An 18,177-nucleotide genomic window follows, 5' to 3' on the forward strand; every position below is an offset into this window, starting at 1 on the left:
AAAGTCATCTGTACCAACAGAACCGGCGGCCACAACGACCGCCGCAGAGGAGTGGTCATGGCAAAGATCTTGTGTGTGCTCTATCCCGACCCGGTGACGGGGTATCCCCCTGTCTATGCCCGCGATTCACTGCCGGTGATCGACAGCTACCCGGACGGGCAGTCCCTGCCGACTCCGTCGGCCATCGATTTCACACCCGGTGAGCTGCTGGGTTGCGTATCGGGTGAACTCGGGCTGCGCCGCTATCTGGAGGCGCACGGCCATGAGTTGGTGGTCACCTCCGATAAGGACGGGCCCGACTCGGTGTTCGAGAAGGAACTTCCCGACGCCGATGTCGTTATCTCCCAGCCTTTCTGGCCTGCCTACCTCAGTGCCGAGCGAATTGCCAAGGCGCCGAAGCTCAAGCTGGCATTGACGGCCGGTATCGGCTCTGATCACGTTGATCTGGATGCGGCCATCAAGGCCGGAATCACGGTCGCCGAGGTGACCTACTGCAACAGCATCAGTGTCGCCGAGCACGCGGTGATGCAGATCCTGGCGCTGGTGCGCAACTACCTGCCCGCTCATCAGTGGGTGGTCGACGGCGGCTGGAACATCGCCGACAGCGTCGAGCGTGCCTATGACCTCGAGGGATTCGATGTCGGCGTTATCGCGGCCGGGCGTATCGGTCAGGCCGTCTTGCGCAGGCTCAAGCCATTCGATGTGCGGCTACATTATTTCGACACCCGCCGGCTGCCCGCCGAGGTCGAGCACGAGCTCGGCCTGACGTATCACCCGGATGTGCAGTCGTTGGTACGTTCGGTCGACATCGTCGACATTCACGCTCCACTGCATCCGCAGACGTACCACCTGTTCGACGCGAACCTGATCAACTCGATGCGCCGCGGCTCGTACATCGTGAACACCGCGCGTGCGGAGATCACGGTCCAGGAGGACATCGTCAAGGCCCTGGAGTCCGGACAGCTGGCTGGCTACGCGGGTGATGTCTGGTATCCGCAGCCGCCGGCCCCGGATCACCCATGGCGCACCATGCCGCACGAGGCGATGACCCCGCACGTTTCCGGAACCACGTTGTCCGCGCAGGCACGGTATGCGGCCGGCACCCGGGAGATTCTTGAGGACTTCTTCGGGGGACGGTCCATCCGCGACGAGTACCTGATTGTCGAGGGCGGCCAGCTGGCCGGGACCGGAGCCAAGTCCTATACCGCCGACGGCTCGGCCAGCCCGGGCGCGGGCACTTAGGAGTCTGTGCCGGGTCACTACCGGGTGACGGACTCCTGGTGGTGACCCGGCCCGGGACCACTGAATGCCGACAACTCAATATCCACAAACAAATACCGACAAATCAATAGAGGTAGTCATGAGCACCACATATGCACGACTGTTTGTTCTCGCCCCCGCTATGACCGCTTTGGCGGCGGTGAACATCTGGTTGGGCGCGCCAACCGCTTCTGCGGGTCCCATCGCCCCGACTCCGAACCCGCCCATTCCCGGATCGGCCAACGCGCCGTCGCGCGGTTCGATGGCGAATCAGCCCGGCAACGACGGGAACACCGGATGGGGCTTCCTGCCCGGCGGCGCCGGCGCGCAGTGCCAGAACCGATGGGTCGTCTGCGGCGGCACCTATAACCCGCCCTCATCGAGCCTGGCCCCGGAGAACTACGACGCCGGAGGCTTCGTCAGTGCGCCGGGGCAAACCGGGGTGGTGTGCCAGAACCCGGGAGTCGTCTGCACCAACGTCGGGTGAGCGATTGGCATGGATCGGATGGGTCCTGGCACCGAATGGCAGTGTCAGGACCCACCTGCGCTGGCAGCATCGTTTCCATGAGCCACAACGCAGCGCTGCGCAACGCAGCGGCAGGTCTTTATGCGGGTATTGGAATCTTCGCGCTGGCGCAGCCCGCGCGGGTGCCGCAGATATTTGGGGGCACCGCATCTACCAGTGAGTCTCGCACCGAAATCCGCGCCGTATACGGCGGTATTCCCTTGGCCTTCGCATTGGCCCTGGTGCGGGCGGGAGGCGACGGCGCGCGATCAAAGGGCCTGCGGGCCGCCGTGCGGTATGCCAGCTTCGGCATGGGGTTGACGCGGTTGTTGTCGGGTGGGTTCGAGCGACAGGTCCTGCCGTGGCCCACAGGGTTTTTCGCGGCGGTTGAACTGGCAGCGGGTGCTGCGCTTTACGAACCAGACACCCGCGTAAACGGGCAACTGACTCGCGAGTAAGCTCGCCGCCATGACCGGATCTGCCAAGCGCCGCGCTGTCATTGTCGCGGGCGCACGCACCCCATTTGTTCGTGCCTTCGGTGAGTTCACCCGCATGGACACCATTGCGCTGGCCGACGAGGCGGTGCGCGGCTTGCTGGACAACACCAAGGTCTCTTCCAGTGAGATCGAGGCGATCGTCTGGGGCGGGGTGATCCTGCCCGCGGGCGCGCCGAACGTCGCCCGCGAGATCGCACTCGATCTCAAGCTTGGGCACGGCGTCGAAGGCCACACCGTCACGCGCGCGTGCGCTTCCGGTCTGCAAGCCATCACCACCGCGGCCGCCGCGATCGAGCGCGGCGAATACGACGTGATGATCGCCGGTGGCTCCGACTCCACCTCGAACGCGGGAGTCAACCTGCCGCAGAAGCTGATTCACGCGGCCGCCCCGTTGGCCCTGGGTAAGCCCAAGCCGAAGGATTACCTCGACGCCGCATGGAGCCTGGCCCCGTTCACCGGACTGCTGCCACGCCGGCCCAAGATCGAGGAGCGCACCACCGGTGAGGTGATGGGGGAGTCGGCCGACAAAATGGCCAAGATTCACGGCATCACCCGCCAGGCCCAGGACGAGTTCGCGGTCCGCTCGCACCGCCGTGCGGCCGCGGCCATCGCGTCGGGACGATTCGACCGGGAGGTCGTTCCCGTCGCGGGCGTGACCCGCGACGGCCTGGTCCGTGAGAACACCAGCGTGGAAAAGCTGGCCACGCTCAAGCCCGTCTTCAATCGCGACGGCACCGTGACCGCGGGTAACGCCAGTCCGCTCACCGATGGTGCCGCGGCGGTCCTGCTCATGAGTGAGGAGAAAGCCCGGGCGCTCGGCCTGCGGCCGTTGGCGGCCTTCCGCTCCTGGAGCTACGTCAGCGTGGATCCGGCGGACGAGGTGCTCATCGGACCGGCGATCTCGATGCCCCGTGCGCTCGAGAAGGCGGGACTCGATCTCGATGACGTCGACTACATCGACATTCACGAAGCTTTTGCCGCACAGACCCTTTCGGTGCTGGAGGCACTGGGCTCCAAGAAGTGGGCCACCGACCGGTTGGGGCGCTCGGAGGCGGTCGGCACTCCCGATATCGACAAGGTCAACGTGCACGGCGGTTCGGTGTCGATCGGACATCCGTTCGGCGCCACCGGCGCCCGCATGGTCACCACAATGGCCAACGAGCTGGCGCTCAGCGGGAAAGGCACGGCACTGCTGGGTATTTGCGCAGCAGGCGGTCACGGTGCCAGTGCGGTACTGGAACGGGTGGACTAGCCGGCGCTCCGGTCGCCGAAACGAAAAATGCCTGCCTACAAGCGTTGTCGCTCGTAGGCAGGCATTTTCAGCAGTACTTCTAGCCGCCGTATCCGGGACGCAGAATCGGGGCTACGGCACCGATCGGGATGTGGGCCTCGACGGTGCCGCCGTCCATCGACCACACCTGCGCGCCGGGGGTGTAGTCGATCGGATAGTCGTGCGCCACAGGGTAATCCGGCATGTAAATGACGAGCTCATCCGGGGTGAGGGCCCATGCCTTGTACCCGCCGGAGTACACCTTGTCGGGAGTCCAGCGTTCGGGGACGAATGGGTAGGTGCCCGGGCTGTGCGCCCAGGCGGCACGGTCGAAGCCCTCCAGGAGGTAAGGCTCGGCCAGCGGTGTGATGGCATCCAGTCCCAGGCCGGGCTTCAGGATGTCCACCAATTGCAGCCGCTTACCGGTGGACATATCCCAGGTGAAGGTGCGGTACGCGTTGTTCGTCTGTGGACCGTTAGCGTGATAGTCCTCGTGGAAGACCACTGACATCGCGTTGCCATGGTGGAACACCTGGAAATTCTCTTCGCCATAGCTGTCCTGAATCATGTCAGCGCCCTTGGCTTTCCAGTTGTTGTACAGGTTGCGCAGGTAGTCACGGATGGTCGGTCCGGTGGTTCCGTTGTCGACGAGATCTCCGGGGATGGCTACCTTGATGTCACGGTCGGCCTTGCGGGGCGAGGTGATCACCGTATGGCAGTACAGCCCGTCGAAATTGCCGCCGAGCTCACCGCAGAAGGACTGCGCCGACGCCCCCGCCAATGGTGCGCCGACGAGCGCGGTGCCCGCCATGGCGGCGGCGACCACCGTTCCGGCAACCCCTCGGGCTACCCGCCCGGCGAAGAGTTTAGAAATCCGCATGATTACCTTTCCGGTGGTCTACAGGTACTCGAGCTTGCTCGCTAGCCAACGGCCATCGATCTTTTCCATGGTGATTTTCATTCGGCTCTTGTCGACCCGTGGGTCCGGCCGCTGGGTGTTGGTGATGCTCTGGTCCACCATCATCAGCAGCACCACCTTGTTGGTGGACTTGTACTGGATGGCCGAGTTCACCACCTTGCCATGCGAGGCGGCCTTGTTGTCGAGCAGCAATTGCCGCAGCTGCACGCTGGCCGGGGTGAAGTCCTTCTTGAGATCGCCGGTCGCCCCGTTGAGGATCTTGCGGAAGCTCTCGTCGATGTCGTTGCTATCGATGCTCGTCAAGGTCTCGGTATAGGGGATGGCAACCGCCAGGGCCTGCTCGCCTGCCGCGTCGATCTGATGCTGTTGCCAGACCTTCCAGCCGAAGATGCCGGAGAACACCAGCGCGCCGACCATGATCGCCGCGACAGCACCCAAGGCGGCGTAGCGAACCCACGACGCCCCCTTGGCGGCATCCCCGTCCTCGTCCGAACTAGCAGTCTCCGAGTCAGAGTCAGCGCTTGATGCGGCATCGGTATCGGTCGAAGCAGCGTCCTCGGCAATCTCCGAATCGGTCTCGGCGGCAGAGTCGACAGTCTCTTTGTCGTCGGCGGTGTCCGTGTCGGCGTCGTTTGTGGAATCGACGTCTTCTTTGGTCATGGTGACCACGGTAGTAGCTCCTTGTATCCGATTCGCAGGTCAGGCATCAATGTGGGGGTTCGATCGGCAATGTCGGTCCACCATATGGGGTCGGTACCTGGAACCGGCCCTTCGGTGTCGGATCGGCCTTCTTGCCCATATCGGCCCCCATGGGCGGCCCCGCGGTGTCGTCCCCTGCTGGTCGCGGCGCATTCTTGGCGCCGCGGATCAGCACGGCCGGGTCCTCGTCCGCGCAATAGTTGGCGTACAAGAACGGTTCGGGGTAGTCGGCAGCTGAGCCCGGGAGTCGTGGCGTCGGGTAATCGCACACGTAGCGCGGGTACAGATCGGCGGTCGCCCAAATGCCGCCCTCGTGCATGATGCTCATCAGTGCGTCGAAGACCGAACCGCGATAGTTGGGGAACAGCGCGTTGAGCGCGGGAACGCGCAGATAGAGCAGCTTAGACGCGGTCGCCAGACTTCCCAATAGGGTCACCATGGTGTCCGAGTTGTCATCGAACAGGTTGTCCACCGAGTGCAAGGTGTTGGGGGTCCGGTCGACGAGCGTGCGGTAGCCGTTCTGCATCTTGTCGATACCGCGCAGTGTGCGGCCCAGTTCGTTCGCGGTGGCCTGGATGCCGGAGTTCTTGTCCGAGGCCAGGGTCAGCACCACACGGCTGGACCGCAGGATGCTGGTGGTCTCGGGCAGCACCGAGTCGAGGGTGTTCAGCAGGAAGGTGCCGCCATCGATGATCTCGGTGAGCTTGCGCGGGCCTTCCTTGCTCAGACTCAGTTCCTTCTTGATGAGCTCGAGCTTCTTGGGGTCCACCTGGGCCAGCAGCCCGTCGGCGTCGGCGAGCAGCTTGGCCAGCGTGACGGGAACCTGGGCGCCCTGGGAGATGACCGCGCCGTCCTTGAGGAATGGTCCTTGATCCGAGACGCCCTCGAAGTTGATGTACTGCTCACCGGCCGGCGAGAGACCGGTGACGCGCACCTTCGCCGAGACGGGGATCTTGTACTTCGACTGGATCTCGGCGACGGCGTCGACGCCCTGTTGGGTGATATCCAGCGACTGGACCGTGCCGATCTTGACGCCGCGCAGCGCGACATCCTGATTCGGCAACAGACCACCGGATTCCGGGAGCTGAACCTTGACGCGGTAGGTGCCGGAGAACGGGCTGACGCGCAAGGCGCCGACCGTCAGATAGCCGATGGCGATCAGTAGCACGGCTGCCAGCGCGATGCCGGAAAGCAGCATCTTCCTGCGATGTGCGGCCCGAACGGAGCCGACGAGGCCGTTGGCGATGGCGTTGATCATTGGCCCATCACCGCCGGCCCGGGGGCGGGCCCCGGTGGAGGAGCGGGCGCCGGTGTGGGCGTTGTCGTCTCTGCGGGGGCAGCAGCGGGAACTGCCTGCCCCGGTGGCGGGGGCACCGGGGCGCCCGGCGGTGGTCCGGGAACGCGCTCGATCACGCCCGGCTCGGTCGGGCTCGGTCGCATCGGGACGTCCTCGCCGTACACGCCCTTGCCTACGACACGTTCCTGCAGCCGCCACAACGTGTACTTGAAGGAGCCGACCAGCTGGGCCCAGTTGTAGCGCTTGGGACCGTGCGAACCCACATCACCCTTGAAACCCGCATCCGGGATCGAGCCCAGTATCAGTCGATCAATGCTCACCCGCACGGAGATCGTGTCACTCGGAGTGATCTTGATGAGGGATGCGAATTGTCGGTTGAGCGCATTGATGTCGACGGTTGGGTCCTGCGCGACATCGTTCCACGCCTTGGCGATGGTGTTCGCGTCCTTGATGATGCTATGGCCGCTGGTATCGGTACCCGCGATCGACGGGAACTTCTCCAATTGTTTGGTGGTGGCGCCGATCTGCAAAACCAACTGGGAGAGCTGCGCGGTGTTGGCCGCGAGAGTCTCGGTGGCTGGGTCGGCTTCCTTCACGATGTCCGTCAGGGTCTGGTTCTTGGTGTCGAGCTGGTCAGCCAGCTGCGCGGTCTGTGTGAGTGCCTCCGAGATCTGCGCGGATCGCGTATTCAATGTTCCCAGTAGGCGATTGGAGTCTTTGATGAGGTCGCCGAAGGCCTGGCCTTGATCGCCGGTGGCCTTGCCGAAACCGTTGATGACATTGGTCAGATTGCGCACCGCTCCGCCGTTGGAGACGAGCGCGGCCGAGCTCAGCACCGATTCCACCGTCGCGGCGGCCGTCGTCTCGTCCAGGCCGATGGTGTCGCCCTCCTTGAGGATCGGCCCATCTGACGGTGCACCCGCGGGGGGCCTGATCGAGACGAAGACGTCGCCCAGCGGGGTCGCCGAACGCAGCTCGGCGGTGCTGCCCTTGGGCAGGCGAACCCCGTCCAGAATGCGCAACGTGGTGATGGCGGTGTAGTTGCTCACTCGCATGTCATCGACCTGGCCGACGTCGGCGCCGGCCAGCTTCACCTTCGCATTGTTGGGCAGGTTCAGGATGTTCGAGAACAGCGCCGTGAGGTGGTAGCCGCCGGTGCCAACGCCCGGGGCGGGCAGCGGGAGGTCACCCAGACCGTTGGTCGCACAGCCCGACAGGGCGATGGCAGTCGCGGCGCCCACGGCCGCCAGCCGCTTACGTATAGCCATCACTTTTGTCCCATCGCCGCGAGCCCGTCGAGCACGTAGGTGAGGCCGAAGTCGGGACCGTAGTCCTGCAACGTGCCTGTGCTGCAACCCAGCTGGCGCAGACCCATCAGGTTGCAGATCTCCTTGCCGGTCTGGCTCTCGAACAGCAGCTTGTCGGTGAGAAACCGTGCGCGAAAAGAACCGTTGTCTTGATCCACCGTGTTGTACAGGTTCTCCACGGCCAGCGGCGCGACGTCGATAGTTTCCGCCAGCTCGCGTTGGTTGTCGACCACGGTCTTGAGGGCGGTGTTGCCGTTGAGTATGGATTGTTTGATGTGGTCGCGGTTGGCATCCAGGAGGTCGCCGGCTTGCGTGACCAGATCGTTGAGTTGGCGCCCGGTGTTGCCGGTGCCCAGGGCCTCGTCGTCGATGATGTTGCTCAATTGATGGATGGTGGTGGAGAATTCGCGCAGCTTCCCGTCGTTGGCGGCCGCGGCGTCGAAGAGCGAACTGACGTTCTTGATGATGGTGGTCATCTGCTCGCGGGTGGTCACGCCGCCTTCCGAACTGAGCCGCAGTGCCTTCGACAGCTCGTCGAGCCCCGACTTGATCTTGTCGCCATTGCCGTCGGCGACACCGGCGGCCGCGTTGATGATGTCGCTGACCGGTCCCTGACCGTTGCCGTCGCCCTTGAGTGATACCGACAACTTGTCGAGCATGCCCAGCACACGGTCGAACTCGACCGGCGTCTTGGTCTTGTCCAGCCCGATGGTGTCGCCGTCCTGGAGTGTCGGACCGCCACGGTAGGGAGGGGTCAGCTCGACCTGGCGGTCGGTCAGGATCGAGGTGGACAGCGTGACAGCCTGCACGTCGACGGGCACCTTGACGTCCTTGTCGACGGTGAATTCGACATCGACATATCCCGATTGCGGCGTGATCTTTGTGATCTTGCCGACCGGCATGCCCAGCACCGCAACCACATTCGATTCGTAAAGACCCGAGGCGTTGTCGAACTGGGCGGTCAGCGTGATGTGGTCCAGCTGCGATTTCACGTAGTAGACGCACGCGCCCACGATCGCCGCGGCCACTGCCGCGACGGTTGCGATGACGGCTATCGCTCTGCCTTTTCCAGCGCCCTTGCTGTTCATCACTTGCAGTCCTTGAAGTATTGGATCATGCCGAATTGCTTGGCGCGTCCACTGATTGCGCACATCCAGGAGTCGACCGCCAGACCGTTGGGTGCGTTGAACTCGATGGCGTTGCCGGTACCCGTGGCGTTCGCGACACCACGCAACGTGACCGGTGTGATCTGCAGGATGTTGCGTAGCAGGTCGTCATGCTGGCCGAGCATGTCGGTGAGTTGGTGCAGGGTTCTGAGCATCTCATCGAGCTGCGGGCGGTCCTTGATGGTGATCTTGCTGAGTTGTTGGACCAGGTTGGTCAGCGACTGCATCATGGCGTGAAAGGTGCCGCGGCGCACCACGAATTCACCGATCAGGTTCTGTCCCTGGTTGATCAGGGTTCCGATGCCCTGCTGCTGGTGGCGCAGGGTGTTGGTGACTTTCTCGGAGCTCTTCAAGAGTGTGCCGAGCTGATCGCGCCGTTCGGCGATGATCTGCGAGAGCGTCTGGATATTCTGCATGGCCTGCGGAACCACCTCGGGCAGCCCATCGAGCTGCTTGCCCAGGATGCTCAGCGATTGCGCCACCTTGTCGAAGTCGACCTGATCGAAGGTGTTCGTCGCGTCCCTGAGAGTCGCCTGCAGGTCGTAGGGGACTTCCGTGTGCGCCAGGTCGATGGTCTTGTTGGGCAACGATCCGGGGCCCTCGGGCTGCAGGTCCAGGTACCGCGATCCCAGGATGGTGGTCACCCGGATGGCGGCCTTGGTGTCCTTGCCCAGTTTGACGTCATCGCTTACCGAGAGCTTGGCCTCGACGTGATCGCCGACCAGCTTCATGCTGGTGACCGTTCCCATCGGAATGCCCGCTACCGTGATGGGCTGGCCCGCCCGCAGCGATGCGGCCTGCGCGAACTCCGCGGTGTAGGTGGTGTAGCCGAAACCGATCGCCTTCACCAGCAGCATTCCGCCCACCAGGGCGCCGATCACCGCGATAGCGATGAACCCCAGCCAGGTCTTGTTATAGGTCTCGACCGGCCTGCTCTTGATTTTCTGCCATCGTGATTGCTCAGCCATTGGCCAAATTCCTGCATCGTGGGGTGTGCTGGGCGACGTTGCCGGGCGTGGCCGCGTTGACGATGATCGGTACCACGTCGTTGAGCCCGGGGAAGAAGCCGGTGATGTTCAGATCGCAGATGTAGGCATTGCCGTAGGCGCCATCACCGGTGATGCGGGCCAGGCCCTTGAGAAGCAGCGGCAGGTTGCCGCCGAGGAACGCCAGCTTCGGTTCGATCTGGACCATGTGCTTGGCGAAGCCGGGCTGGCGGGTGATGAGTTCGTCGAGGGACGGATAGACCTCATCGGTGATCTTCGACAGACGCCGCATGGTCTGCGCCAGAGAGCCCACCGAGTTGACCAGTTCTGGCCGCCGAGAGTCGAAGTCCGCCACCACTTTCCGGGTGTTGGTGATGGCCTTGTCCAGGCTGTCGTTCTGCTGGGCCAGATTGCCCGTCACGGTGCTCAGGCTGGTGATCACATTGCCCAGCACTTGATCACGCCCGGCGAAAGTCTTTGTCAGTGTTGAGGTTTGGTCAACCAGGGAGGTGATTGAGGCCTGATCGCCCTGCAGGGACTGAATGACACCTTTGGTGAGATTATCGGCCTGCTCGGGTGAGAGTGTGCTGAACAGTGGCTCATAGCCATTGAGCAGCGTCGTCACGTCGAAGGACGGGTCGGTCCGTTCGACCGGAATCGTGGATCCGCCGGCAAGCACATTGGTGTCGCCCGTCTTACCGAGCGAAAGGCCCAAATACCGCTGACCCACGATGTTTTGGTAGGTCACCGAGGCCAGGGTGTTGCCGTAGAGCTTCTGGTCGTTCTGGACCACGAAGTCGACCTTGGCTTGCTTGTTGTTGACCAGCTCGATCTTCTCGACGCGTCCGACGCGTACACCGGCCATGCGCACGTCGTCACCGTCGCGCAGGCCGTAGACATCGGTGAAGATCGCCGAGTAGGACGTGGTGCCGCCGGCGACGTCGCGGCGCAGCGTGGCGTACACCAACCACGTCAACGCCAGCGCGACCGCCATGAAGACGGTCAGCGCGATCAACGGGCCACGGAACTTCATGGGGATCCTTCCTTCGCGAGCGAGACCGTGGTGCCTCGCACGACCGGGCCGAGCAGCAGCTGTGTGGCGGAGCTGGCCGGCTTATCGGTGATGACACTGAGCTGAGCACGTTCGACCTGGCTGCCCACCGGGCCTACCGTGCCGCCGAACGAGGCGGGCGCGATCGGTGCGCCGCCGCCGTCGCGCGCCCCGGGGGCTACCGGCGCGGCGGGGATCGGCGGGGGCGGGGGCGGCGGTGGTTCGAGCAGATCGGGATCGGCCGTCCCGGGAACGCGCGGCGACGGATTCGGCTGCCACGGCGGCAGAGGCGGGTTCGGATCTGTCAGGTTCGGTCCGCCCGGCGGTACGACATACGGGGGTCCCACGGCTATGAGGTTTCCGTTGGGCCCCACCACGGTCCCGCGCGGCGGCTGCAGATCCGCCGGCACCTTGTAGTTCTGCGGCAGCAGTGTTTCCGGCAGGTCGGGCCGCACCACGAGCTCGGGAGCGGTGAAGCAGCTCGGTCCCTTGAGATCCCCGTATCGGGGGCAGTCCGCGCGGGTGTAGGTGGAGCCGGGTGTCATGGACAGATTCACCCGCATGTTGGGAGTGTCCACTTCCGGCTTCCATGGTTCCTCGAACCACTTGTTTCCCAGCTGTGTTGCCTTCTGGAAGATCGTCTGGAACTTGGACGCGTTGTTCGCGAAGGTGCCGATGACGGGGGTGAGCTCGGTGGTGATGCCGATCAGCTGATCGGTGTGGTTGTCGAAGGCCTGACGAGTGGTGCCCACCGTGGTGAGGCCGCCGTTGATCAGGCTGGTCAGTTGCTCGCGCTTCTCGACGAAGGTCTGCATCGGCTTGACGGCCTGGTGCAGCGAGTCGATCAGTTCGGGGGCCGTCTGCTTGAGCCCCTCGGTGGCATCGAGCAGAGCCTTTACCGTGGACGGCCCGGTGTCGGTCACCACGATGTCATTGAGCTGGGCGATAAGGCGATTCAGCTGCGCACCGCCGGTAAGCAGCTTGACGCGGCGGTTGTCGGTCGCGGCGCCGACGGCCGCCAGGATGCCGACGGAGTGGTCGTCTCGGCCGCGGCCCGTGGCGACCAGAACGTCGCGCAGCTTGCTCACCGTGGTCTGGAACAGCACGGTCGGCAGTTGGGTGTCCTCGGCGATATGCGCACCCGCACGAATGGGAGCGCCCGGACCGCGATCCACCAGCTGCACCGAGGAGACCGCGAAGACGTTGCTCGGAACTACGCGGGCAGTGGCGGTGCTGGGAATGGATTTGGCGTACTGCGGCTTGAGGTTGATGTGTACGAAGTTGGGCTGACCGTTGGAGGCGGGGGTGACTCCATCGACCTCGCCGACGAGAACGCCGTGATACTTCACGTCGGACTTCTGCGGCAGGCCGTCACCCACATTGTTGAGGTCGGCAACTACGCGCACGAAGTCGTTGAGACGACCGGTGGATTTCAGCAGCATGAGCCCGGTGACCAGTGCGGCCACCACGATCATGGCGGCACCGGTACCCAACAGGAGTCGCTCAGAGGGGCCACGACCGTCTGTCTCAAAGGAATTCGACGCCATTTAGCCGCCCAGCCTGGCGCCGGCGTCCACGCTCCAGAGGGCCATGGTGAGCAGCATGTTGATGATGATCACCAGGGTGATGGCGGCACGCATCGCATGTCCGGCAGCAACACCCACACCCTCGGGGCCACCGCTGGCGTAGAAGCCGTAGTAGCACTGGATGGTCGAGGCGATCCAGACGAAGATGATCGCCTTGATCACCGAGTAGACGATGTCGATTCCGCTGACGCCGATACCGAAGTAATGCAGGTATGAGCCGATCGATCCACCGCTCATGATTCCCACCATGACCTGGCAGGAAAGGTAGCTGACGGCCAGGCACGCGACGTAGAGCGGAATGGTGACGACAATCGCGGCCATGAGCCGTGTGGTCACCAGATAGGGGATGGGCCGGATGGCGATGGAGTCCATGGCGTCGATCTCCTCGGAGATGCGCATGGCGCCGAGCTGGGCGGTGAAGCGGCAGCCGGCCTGGGTGGCGAACGCGATCGCGGCCATGATCGGAGCCAGCTCGCGGGTGTTCACCAGCGATGAGATGATGCCCGTCGCCGGTCCGAGGCCCAGCAGGTCAAGGAAGTTGTAGCCCTCGATGGCCACCAGTCCACCGGCGATGACGCCGAGGACGATCATGACGCCGGCGGTACCGCCACCCACGACGAGCGAGCCGTTGCCCCACGCGATATCGGAGAGGTGCCGCAGGAACTCTTTCCAGTAGTGGCGCAACACGATCGGAACACCGGCGATGGCCCGGAAGAAGAACGCGACCATGTGGCCCAGCCGGGTGACCGGTTTCTGGACCCTGTTGTAGATGCCGACGAAGGGCCGTGCAATCGGGGGTACATAAGTTGATGCGGTCACGTCACAGCCCCGTCCGCGGGAACATCATGATGTACAGCTGGCTGATGGCCAGGTTCACCGTCATCAGCAGCAGGATCGATTCGACGACGGCCGCGTTGACGGAGTTGGCGACGCCGATCGGGCCGCCCTTGGTGGACAGACCCTTCTGGCAGGCCACCACCGCCACGATCGCGCCGTAGATGACGGCCTTGATCAGGGCCAGGATCATGTCGCCGGGGGTGGCGAAGGCAGAGAAGGTGGTGACGAAGCTGCCCGGGGCGCCGTTCTGCCAATACACATTGAATAGGTATGCGCCGAGGAAGCCGACGAAGCAGACGACACCGGTCAGCGCGATGCCGATCATGATGGCGGCGGCGAAGCGGGGGACGACGAGCCGCCGGATCACCGAGACGCCCATGACCTCCATGGCGTCCGTCTCTTCCCGCATGGTGCGTGAGCCGAGGTCGGCGGTGATGGCCGAACCCACAGCGGCCGACATGAGCAGGGCGGCCACCAGGGAGGCGGCCTGCCTGATGATGGCGATGCCACTGGCGGCGCCTGCCAGCGAGGTCGCACCGACCTGGCCCGCAAGCAGGGCGAACTGGATCGAGAGTGTGACGCCGATGGGCAGCGTGACCAGAATGACCGGGACGACGGCAGTGCCTGCCTGGAAGGCGCCCTGCCGCACGAATTCCTGCCACTGGAAGTTTCCGGTGAACAGATCGACGAAGAACCATTGGATGGTGCGCACGCCGAGCATGAACTGCTCGCCGACTGTCTTGAGTGATTCCAGAGGGTGACGTTTGACGTACCCGGTGGTCCAGTCCTGGATCGCCGCGACGCCATCATTGGTAGCGCGGCGTTCGTCTTGTGTCGTCATCGCAGGTGACCCACACAGACGCAGCTCGGAGGGGTTGCGGCTACGGCGATCAATACAGCTCCCTGTGTGACCTGGAACACAAATCCCAGCAATCTACGAGTACGTCTCGGACATCATGGGCTATTCGGTTCCTGGATGCACCCAAAACGCCAAAATGGATTCACCTGTGAACGTAAATTGACGGTCGTCTACTGGGCTTGTAGTACCCCGTTGTCCTGGCTGTTCGCGTGTTTGCCTTGGCCGGCCGGTTGCTCGACGTAAACGCTTGTTGACGCTTCTAGCAAACTTTCATCAACCACTTTGCGTGAGTACGGCTGGCGCTCGGCCGGAATTTAGCGACCAACGCAAGTCTGGGCACGTGGTGTTACCAGACAAATCGCTGGTAGACACGATTTTCAAATGACGACTATGAGCTGAGTCACACGTTTACAGTGCTGCTCACGTTTCTGGATTCCCTCAAAGGAGAGGTTGCCGTCTTGTCCAAGCGACATCGAAAGTCATCCAAAAAGGTCGTCGTCCAACGCACTGTGACTGCTGCCGGGGCGGTCGCCGCGACGGCTAGCTTGGCTTTTGTCGGCCCGACCGCGCAGGCAGCGGCGGCGGCGCCGGACTACAAGGGCGCGGTCACCGACTATAAGAACGCGCTCAATAACTACTTATCCGGCACTAATGCGATCGGCACGGCGGCCGGCGGGGTCTGGAATCCGCTCGCCCAGGGTTCCGGAGGGCTGCTCCCGACCTTCGGGACGAGCCTGACCCACTCAAATCTGACCAAGATCGGCGATCTGCCCGATGTGTTGCGGAACCTCGCCAGTACGCCGCTCCCGACGGCCGTGCCGGGCGTCATCCCGGCGATCAAGATCCCGGGGCAGGGATTTGTAGACCTTCCGCTGCCCACCACCATCCCCGGCGCGAGTGTCCTCAACGGTCTTGCCAACGCGCTGGACGGGGTGTTCAACAATCCGGTTATTGGGCCCATCGTCAACCGGCTCCCACCCCTGAGCGACATCGTCGATGGCCTGATCGCAGAACAGGACACATTCACGGCGGGCTACAACTGGCCGCTGCTGCAGGCCAGTGGTCTGACGACCATCACGAACACGTTCGTGCAGACGCCGAGCGGGCTCAACATCAAGATTCCGGCCGCGCTGGACCCACTAGGCATCCTGCCCGACTCGGTACGGATCTTGCCCGACGGCACACTGCCCAATGTCACGGCGTGGGTCCCGATGGGGGCGGGGAACTACACATTCCCCTTGGGCATGGAGACGGGGTGGTGGGCTACGGCGCCCACCCTGATCGTTGACGGTGGTGCGGTAAATGTTCCGCAGACCGTGCTGTCCATCCCGATGTGGGCCAATGGCATCAAGGCGCCGCTGGGGCTCGGGCAGGCCGGCCAGTTCAACGCGCACGTGCTGATCCCGACGCAGAACGGTATCTATTCGCCGATCGGTACGACGCTCTCCAACTTCTCGATTCCGGTGCTCGGCCTCGGCATGACGAATCTGAATGTGACGACGGGAAATTACCTCGGTACCAACGGATTCAATGTCAACAATGGTCAGAACGTGATGGTGCTGCAGACTCCGTTCAGCGGGGCGCTGCCGGTGCCGCTCGTCTACTCCCTGGGCGGCTTTAATTTCGGGACCGAGGGCGCGGGTTTCACCTTGCCGTCGCTTTTCGGGGTGGGGCTGATGCCCAGCTTCCAACTGGGCACGGCGCCGGGGGCCAACACGCCGCTCGGTGTCATCCCGCCGAACCTGATTCCGACCGGCGCCGTAGTGCCCACTCAGCTGATCACGGTCTCCGGCTTGATCAGCACCGCGCTCGGAATCCCTGACCCCACTGTGGAACTCGCCAAGGCCCTTACTCCGCTGTACAAGGGCTTGGTCACCCCTGCCCTGACGCCGATTTCCGATCTGCTCACGCAGCAGTACGGCAACCTGTTCAACGGTGCGGCGTCGAACACCTTGCAAGCCTCGAAGTTCTACAAGGATGTCATGACACAGCTCGGCGGATTGATCGGTGCCGCCCCTCTCTCGTCTCCCGTGCCCAAGGCGTTGGCGGCGGCGGATATCCAAGCGCCGGCAGCCGAGCACGTTGCGGCTCCCGCACCGGCGGCGAAGGAGCCGACCGGCCCGGCCGCGCCCGAGGTCAAGCAGCTCGAAGCTCCGAAGCCGGACATCACCTCGAATCTTGTCGCCACCAAGGAGAGGATCGTCGAGAAGGTCACGTCCACAACACTTTCCGTATCGGCACCTACCGTGCCGGAACAGAGCGTGGTGTCGGTCGGCGAGACCGCGACTTCGCCCGCTGCGGAACCCGTCAAGAATGTCGCCAAGGAAGCGCCCAAGGCCGAGGTGAAAGACGCGAAGGAGGCAGACAAACCCGCCAAGCCGGTGGTCAAGGAGAAACTGCAGGACAAGGTCGACAAGGCCACCCAGGCGCTCAAGGATTCGGCGACGGGCTCCATCAAACAGACCAGGGGCGCGATCACCTCGACCATCACCAACACCGCTGAATCGGCCACCTCGGCGGTGACCGGCGGCGGCACGTCAGCGGCTGCCGCCGAGGGGACCAAGGACGCCAAGGCCAAGGACAGTGACTCCGGTAAGCATCACGAGGATGGCTCGGCCGGCAGCCCGAACAAAGTGAAGGTCAAGACCCCCAGCGAGTCTGGTGGCAAGCACCGTGCCCCTGATGCGTCCGGTGGCGGCTCGAGCGGATCGAATGCCGGTGGTGGTTCGGATGGTTCGGGTTCGCATGGCGGATCCGGTGCCGGTGGAGGCAAGCACTCAGCCGGCGACTAGGCGCGCACGGCACCCTGCACGGTTTCGGCGATCCGGGCACGAAATGCCTCGGGCGAGAACTCGCACGCTCGTGCCCGGATTGTGCCGGCGTCGTAGTCGGCCGGGTCGAAGTCACGCATCAGCGCGGCCAGCTGTTCCACAACCGCGTCATCGGGGCCGGCCCGCATGTGCTCACCGGTGATTCCGGGTGTCACCGTGTCCAGGGCGCCGCCCTCGCCCAGTGCGAGAACCGGTGTCCCGCATGCCATCGCCTCGACCGGGACGATGCCGAAGTCCTCTACTCCCGGCATCAGCAGGGCGCGGCACCGCCGGTACATGTCCAGGAGCACGTCGTCGGAGGCGGCGCCCAGGAACGTGGTCTCGGGCCCCGCGATGTCTTCAAGGTGTTCACGGAACCGTCCTTCCCCCAACACCACCAGGCGGCAGTTGGCCCGCTGCGCGGCCCGGATGGCAAGGTCCGCACGCTTGTAAGGCACCAGTCTGCCCGCGCACAGATAGAAGTCCTCGCGCCGGATCGATGGGTCGGGCGAGAAGCGGTCGATACGCACCGGTGGGCTGATCACCGTCGACGGCAGTCCCCACCAGTCACGTATCCGCTCGGCCACGGCGTGTGAGTTCGCGATGACGTGCGACAGGCGCGGTGCGGCGCGCAGCTCGCCGCGGCGTGCGAGCTTACCCAACGCGGACAGGGCGATCCGGCCCGCTCGACTTGCCATCTCGTGGTCGCGGAAGGTGCGATCCCAGGCCCAGCGGGCGGGACTGTGCACGTATGCGACAACGGGGGCTTCGGTGGCGAAGGCTGCCTGGGTCGCGAACGAGTGATGGCTGATCAGCACCGCGTCGACGTCGTCGCCAAGCGGAAGCTTCCCGAGGGCGCCGGGTACCAGGGGCAGCAGTGGTGCGTGCGACCTGCGTCCGGTGAGGGCATACGCGTCGTCCAGCCAGGTTCCGGAAATGGGTTCGTGCGGTGCGCCTTCGGTTCGGCCTGCGGCATGCATCACCTGCCGGCGGCAATGCGGTTCGGTGATGGGAGCGAAGACCTTGGCCTGCGGCCAGGTCTTCATGAACTCGGCGACCACCAGCTCCGAGCCGCCGAACTCGGTGAAACGTTCGTGGACGATGGCGACACGCGATGTGCTCATAACA

Annotated in this window: 16 protein-coding genes; 5 read left to right on the top strand and 11 right to left on the bottom strand. The window is 64.1% G+C overall.

Going from position 1 to position 18,177, the window contains the following annotated elements; translation table 11 throughout:
- The first annotated feature begins 57 nt into the window (after positions 1-57).
- The 4 genes from MAB_RS05195 (at position 58) to MAB_RS05210 (ending at position 3,514) form a co-directional block, all read left to right on the top strand.
- Positions 58-1,242 (top strand): NAD-dependent formate dehydrogenase, encoded by a 1,185-nt coding sequence (locus MAB_RS05195; protein ID WP_005083042.1) that lies wholly within the window; start codon positions 58-60, stop codon positions 1,240-1,242.
- A 118-nt stretch (positions 1,243-1,360) separates the two neighbouring features.
- Positions 1,361-1,747, top strand: coding sequence for a hypothetical protein (locus tag MAB_RS05200; RefSeq protein WP_005083040.1), 387 nt, complete (start codon positions 1,361-1,363; stop codon positions 1,745-1,747).
- Between the two features lie 77 nt (positions 1,748-1,824).
- Positions 1,825-2,223, top strand: a complete 399-nt coding sequence (locus MAB_RS05205; RefSeq protein WP_005113392.1) for a DUF4345 family protein — start codon at positions 1,825-1,827, stop codon at positions 2,221-2,223.
- Positions 2,224-2,233: 10 nt separating this feature from the next.
- Positions 2,234-3,514, top strand: coding sequence for a thiolase family protein (locus MAB_RS05210; protein WP_005083037.1), 1,281 nt, complete (start codon positions 2,234-2,236; stop codon positions 3,512-3,514).
- A gap of 79 nt (positions 3,515-3,593) precedes the next feature.
- Here MAB_RS05210 and MAB_RS05215 read toward each other — a convergent pair whose 3' ends face one another.
- The 10 genes from MAB_RS05215 to MAB_RS05260 form a co-directional block, all read right to left on the bottom strand.
- Positions 3,594-4,343, bottom strand: coding sequence for a DUF3298 domain-containing protein (locus MAB_RS05215; protein ID WP_005092780.1), 750 nt, complete (start codon positions 4,341-4,343; stop codon positions 3,594-3,596).
- Between the two features lie 87 nt (positions 4,344-4,430).
- Positions 4,431-5,120 carry a YfgM family protein gene (locus MAB_RS05220; RefSeq protein ID WP_005083032.1) on the bottom strand — a complete coding sequence of 230 codons (690 nt, stop codon included), beginning with the start codon at positions 5,118-5,120 and terminating at the stop codon, positions 4,431-4,433.
- Between the two features lie 37 nt (positions 5,121-5,157).
- Entirely contained in the window at positions 5,158-6,408 is a 1,251-nt protein-coding gene (locus MAB_RS05225; RefSeq protein ID WP_005073462.1) for an MlaD family protein, read from the bottom strand.
- The gene (locus MAB_RS05230) at positions 6,405-7,715 is read right to left on the bottom strand and encodes an MlaD family protein (RefSeq protein ID WP_005113393.1); all 1,311 of its coding nucleotides are present in this window, start codon (positions 7,713-7,715) and stop codon (positions 6,405-6,407) included. The genes MAB_RS05225 and MAB_RS05230 overlap by 4 nt, the downstream gene beginning before the upstream one ends.
- A complete protein-coding gene (locus MAB_RS05235) occupies positions 7,715-8,842 on the bottom strand; it encodes an MCE family protein (protein ID WP_005113394.1) in 1,128 nt (375 codons plus the stop codon). Before MAB_RS05235 ends, MAB_RS05230 begins: the two co-directional genes overlap by 1 nt.
- Positions 8,842-9,888, bottom strand: a complete 1,047-nt coding sequence (locus MAB_RS05240; protein ID WP_005066067.1) for an MlaD family protein — start codon at positions 9,886-9,888, stop codon at positions 8,842-8,844. Before MAB_RS05240 ends, MAB_RS05235 begins: the two co-directional genes overlap by 1 nt.
- Positions 9,881-10,939 carry an MlaD family protein gene (locus tag MAB_RS05245; RefSeq protein ID WP_005073472.1) on the bottom strand — a complete coding sequence of 353 codons (1,059 nt, stop codon included), beginning with the start codon at positions 10,937-10,939 and terminating at the stop codon, positions 9,881-9,883. Before MAB_RS05245 ends, MAB_RS05240 begins: the two co-directional genes overlap by 8 nt.
- Positions 10,936-12,504, bottom strand: coding sequence for an MlaD family protein (locus MAB_RS05250; RefSeq protein WP_005083024.1), 1,569 nt, complete (start codon positions 12,502-12,504; stop codon positions 10,936-10,938). The genes MAB_RS05245 and MAB_RS05250 overlap by 4 nt, the downstream gene beginning before the upstream one ends.
- On the bottom strand, positions 12,505-13,362 hold the full coding sequence (locus tag MAB_RS05255; protein ID WP_005083018.1) for an MlaE family ABC transporter permease: 858 nt from the start codon (positions 13,360-13,362) through the stop codon (positions 12,505-12,507).
- A 1-nt stretch (position 13,363) separates the two neighbouring features.
- A complete protein-coding gene (locus tag MAB_RS05260; protein WP_005063496.1) occupies positions 13,364-14,221 on the bottom strand; it encodes an MlaE family ABC transporter permease in 858 nt (285 codons plus the stop codon).
- Between the two features lie 431 nt (positions 14,222-14,652).
- Here MAB_RS05260 and MAB_RS05265 point away from each other — a divergent pair, with 431 nt between their 5' ends.
- A complete protein-coding gene (locus tag MAB_RS05265; protein ID WP_005113396.1) occupies positions 14,653-17,031 on the top strand; it encodes a hypothetical protein in 2,379 nt (792 codons plus the stop codon).
- Here MAB_RS05265 and MAB_RS05270 read toward each other — a convergent pair.
- Positions 17,028-18,173 (bottom strand): glycosyltransferase, encoded by a 1,146-nt coding sequence (locus MAB_RS05270; RefSeq protein WP_005113397.1) that lies wholly within the window; start codon positions 18,171-18,173, stop codon positions 17,028-17,030. The two genes, MAB_RS05265 and MAB_RS05270, sit on opposite strands and share 4 nt — an antisense overlap.
- Positions 18,174-18,177: the final 4 nt, after the last annotated feature.

This window comes from Mycobacteroides abscessus ATCC 19977 (assembly GCF_000069185.1).
GTDB lineage: Bacteria > Actinomycetota > Actinomycetes > Mycobacteriales > Mycobacteriaceae > Mycobacterium > Mycobacterium abscessus.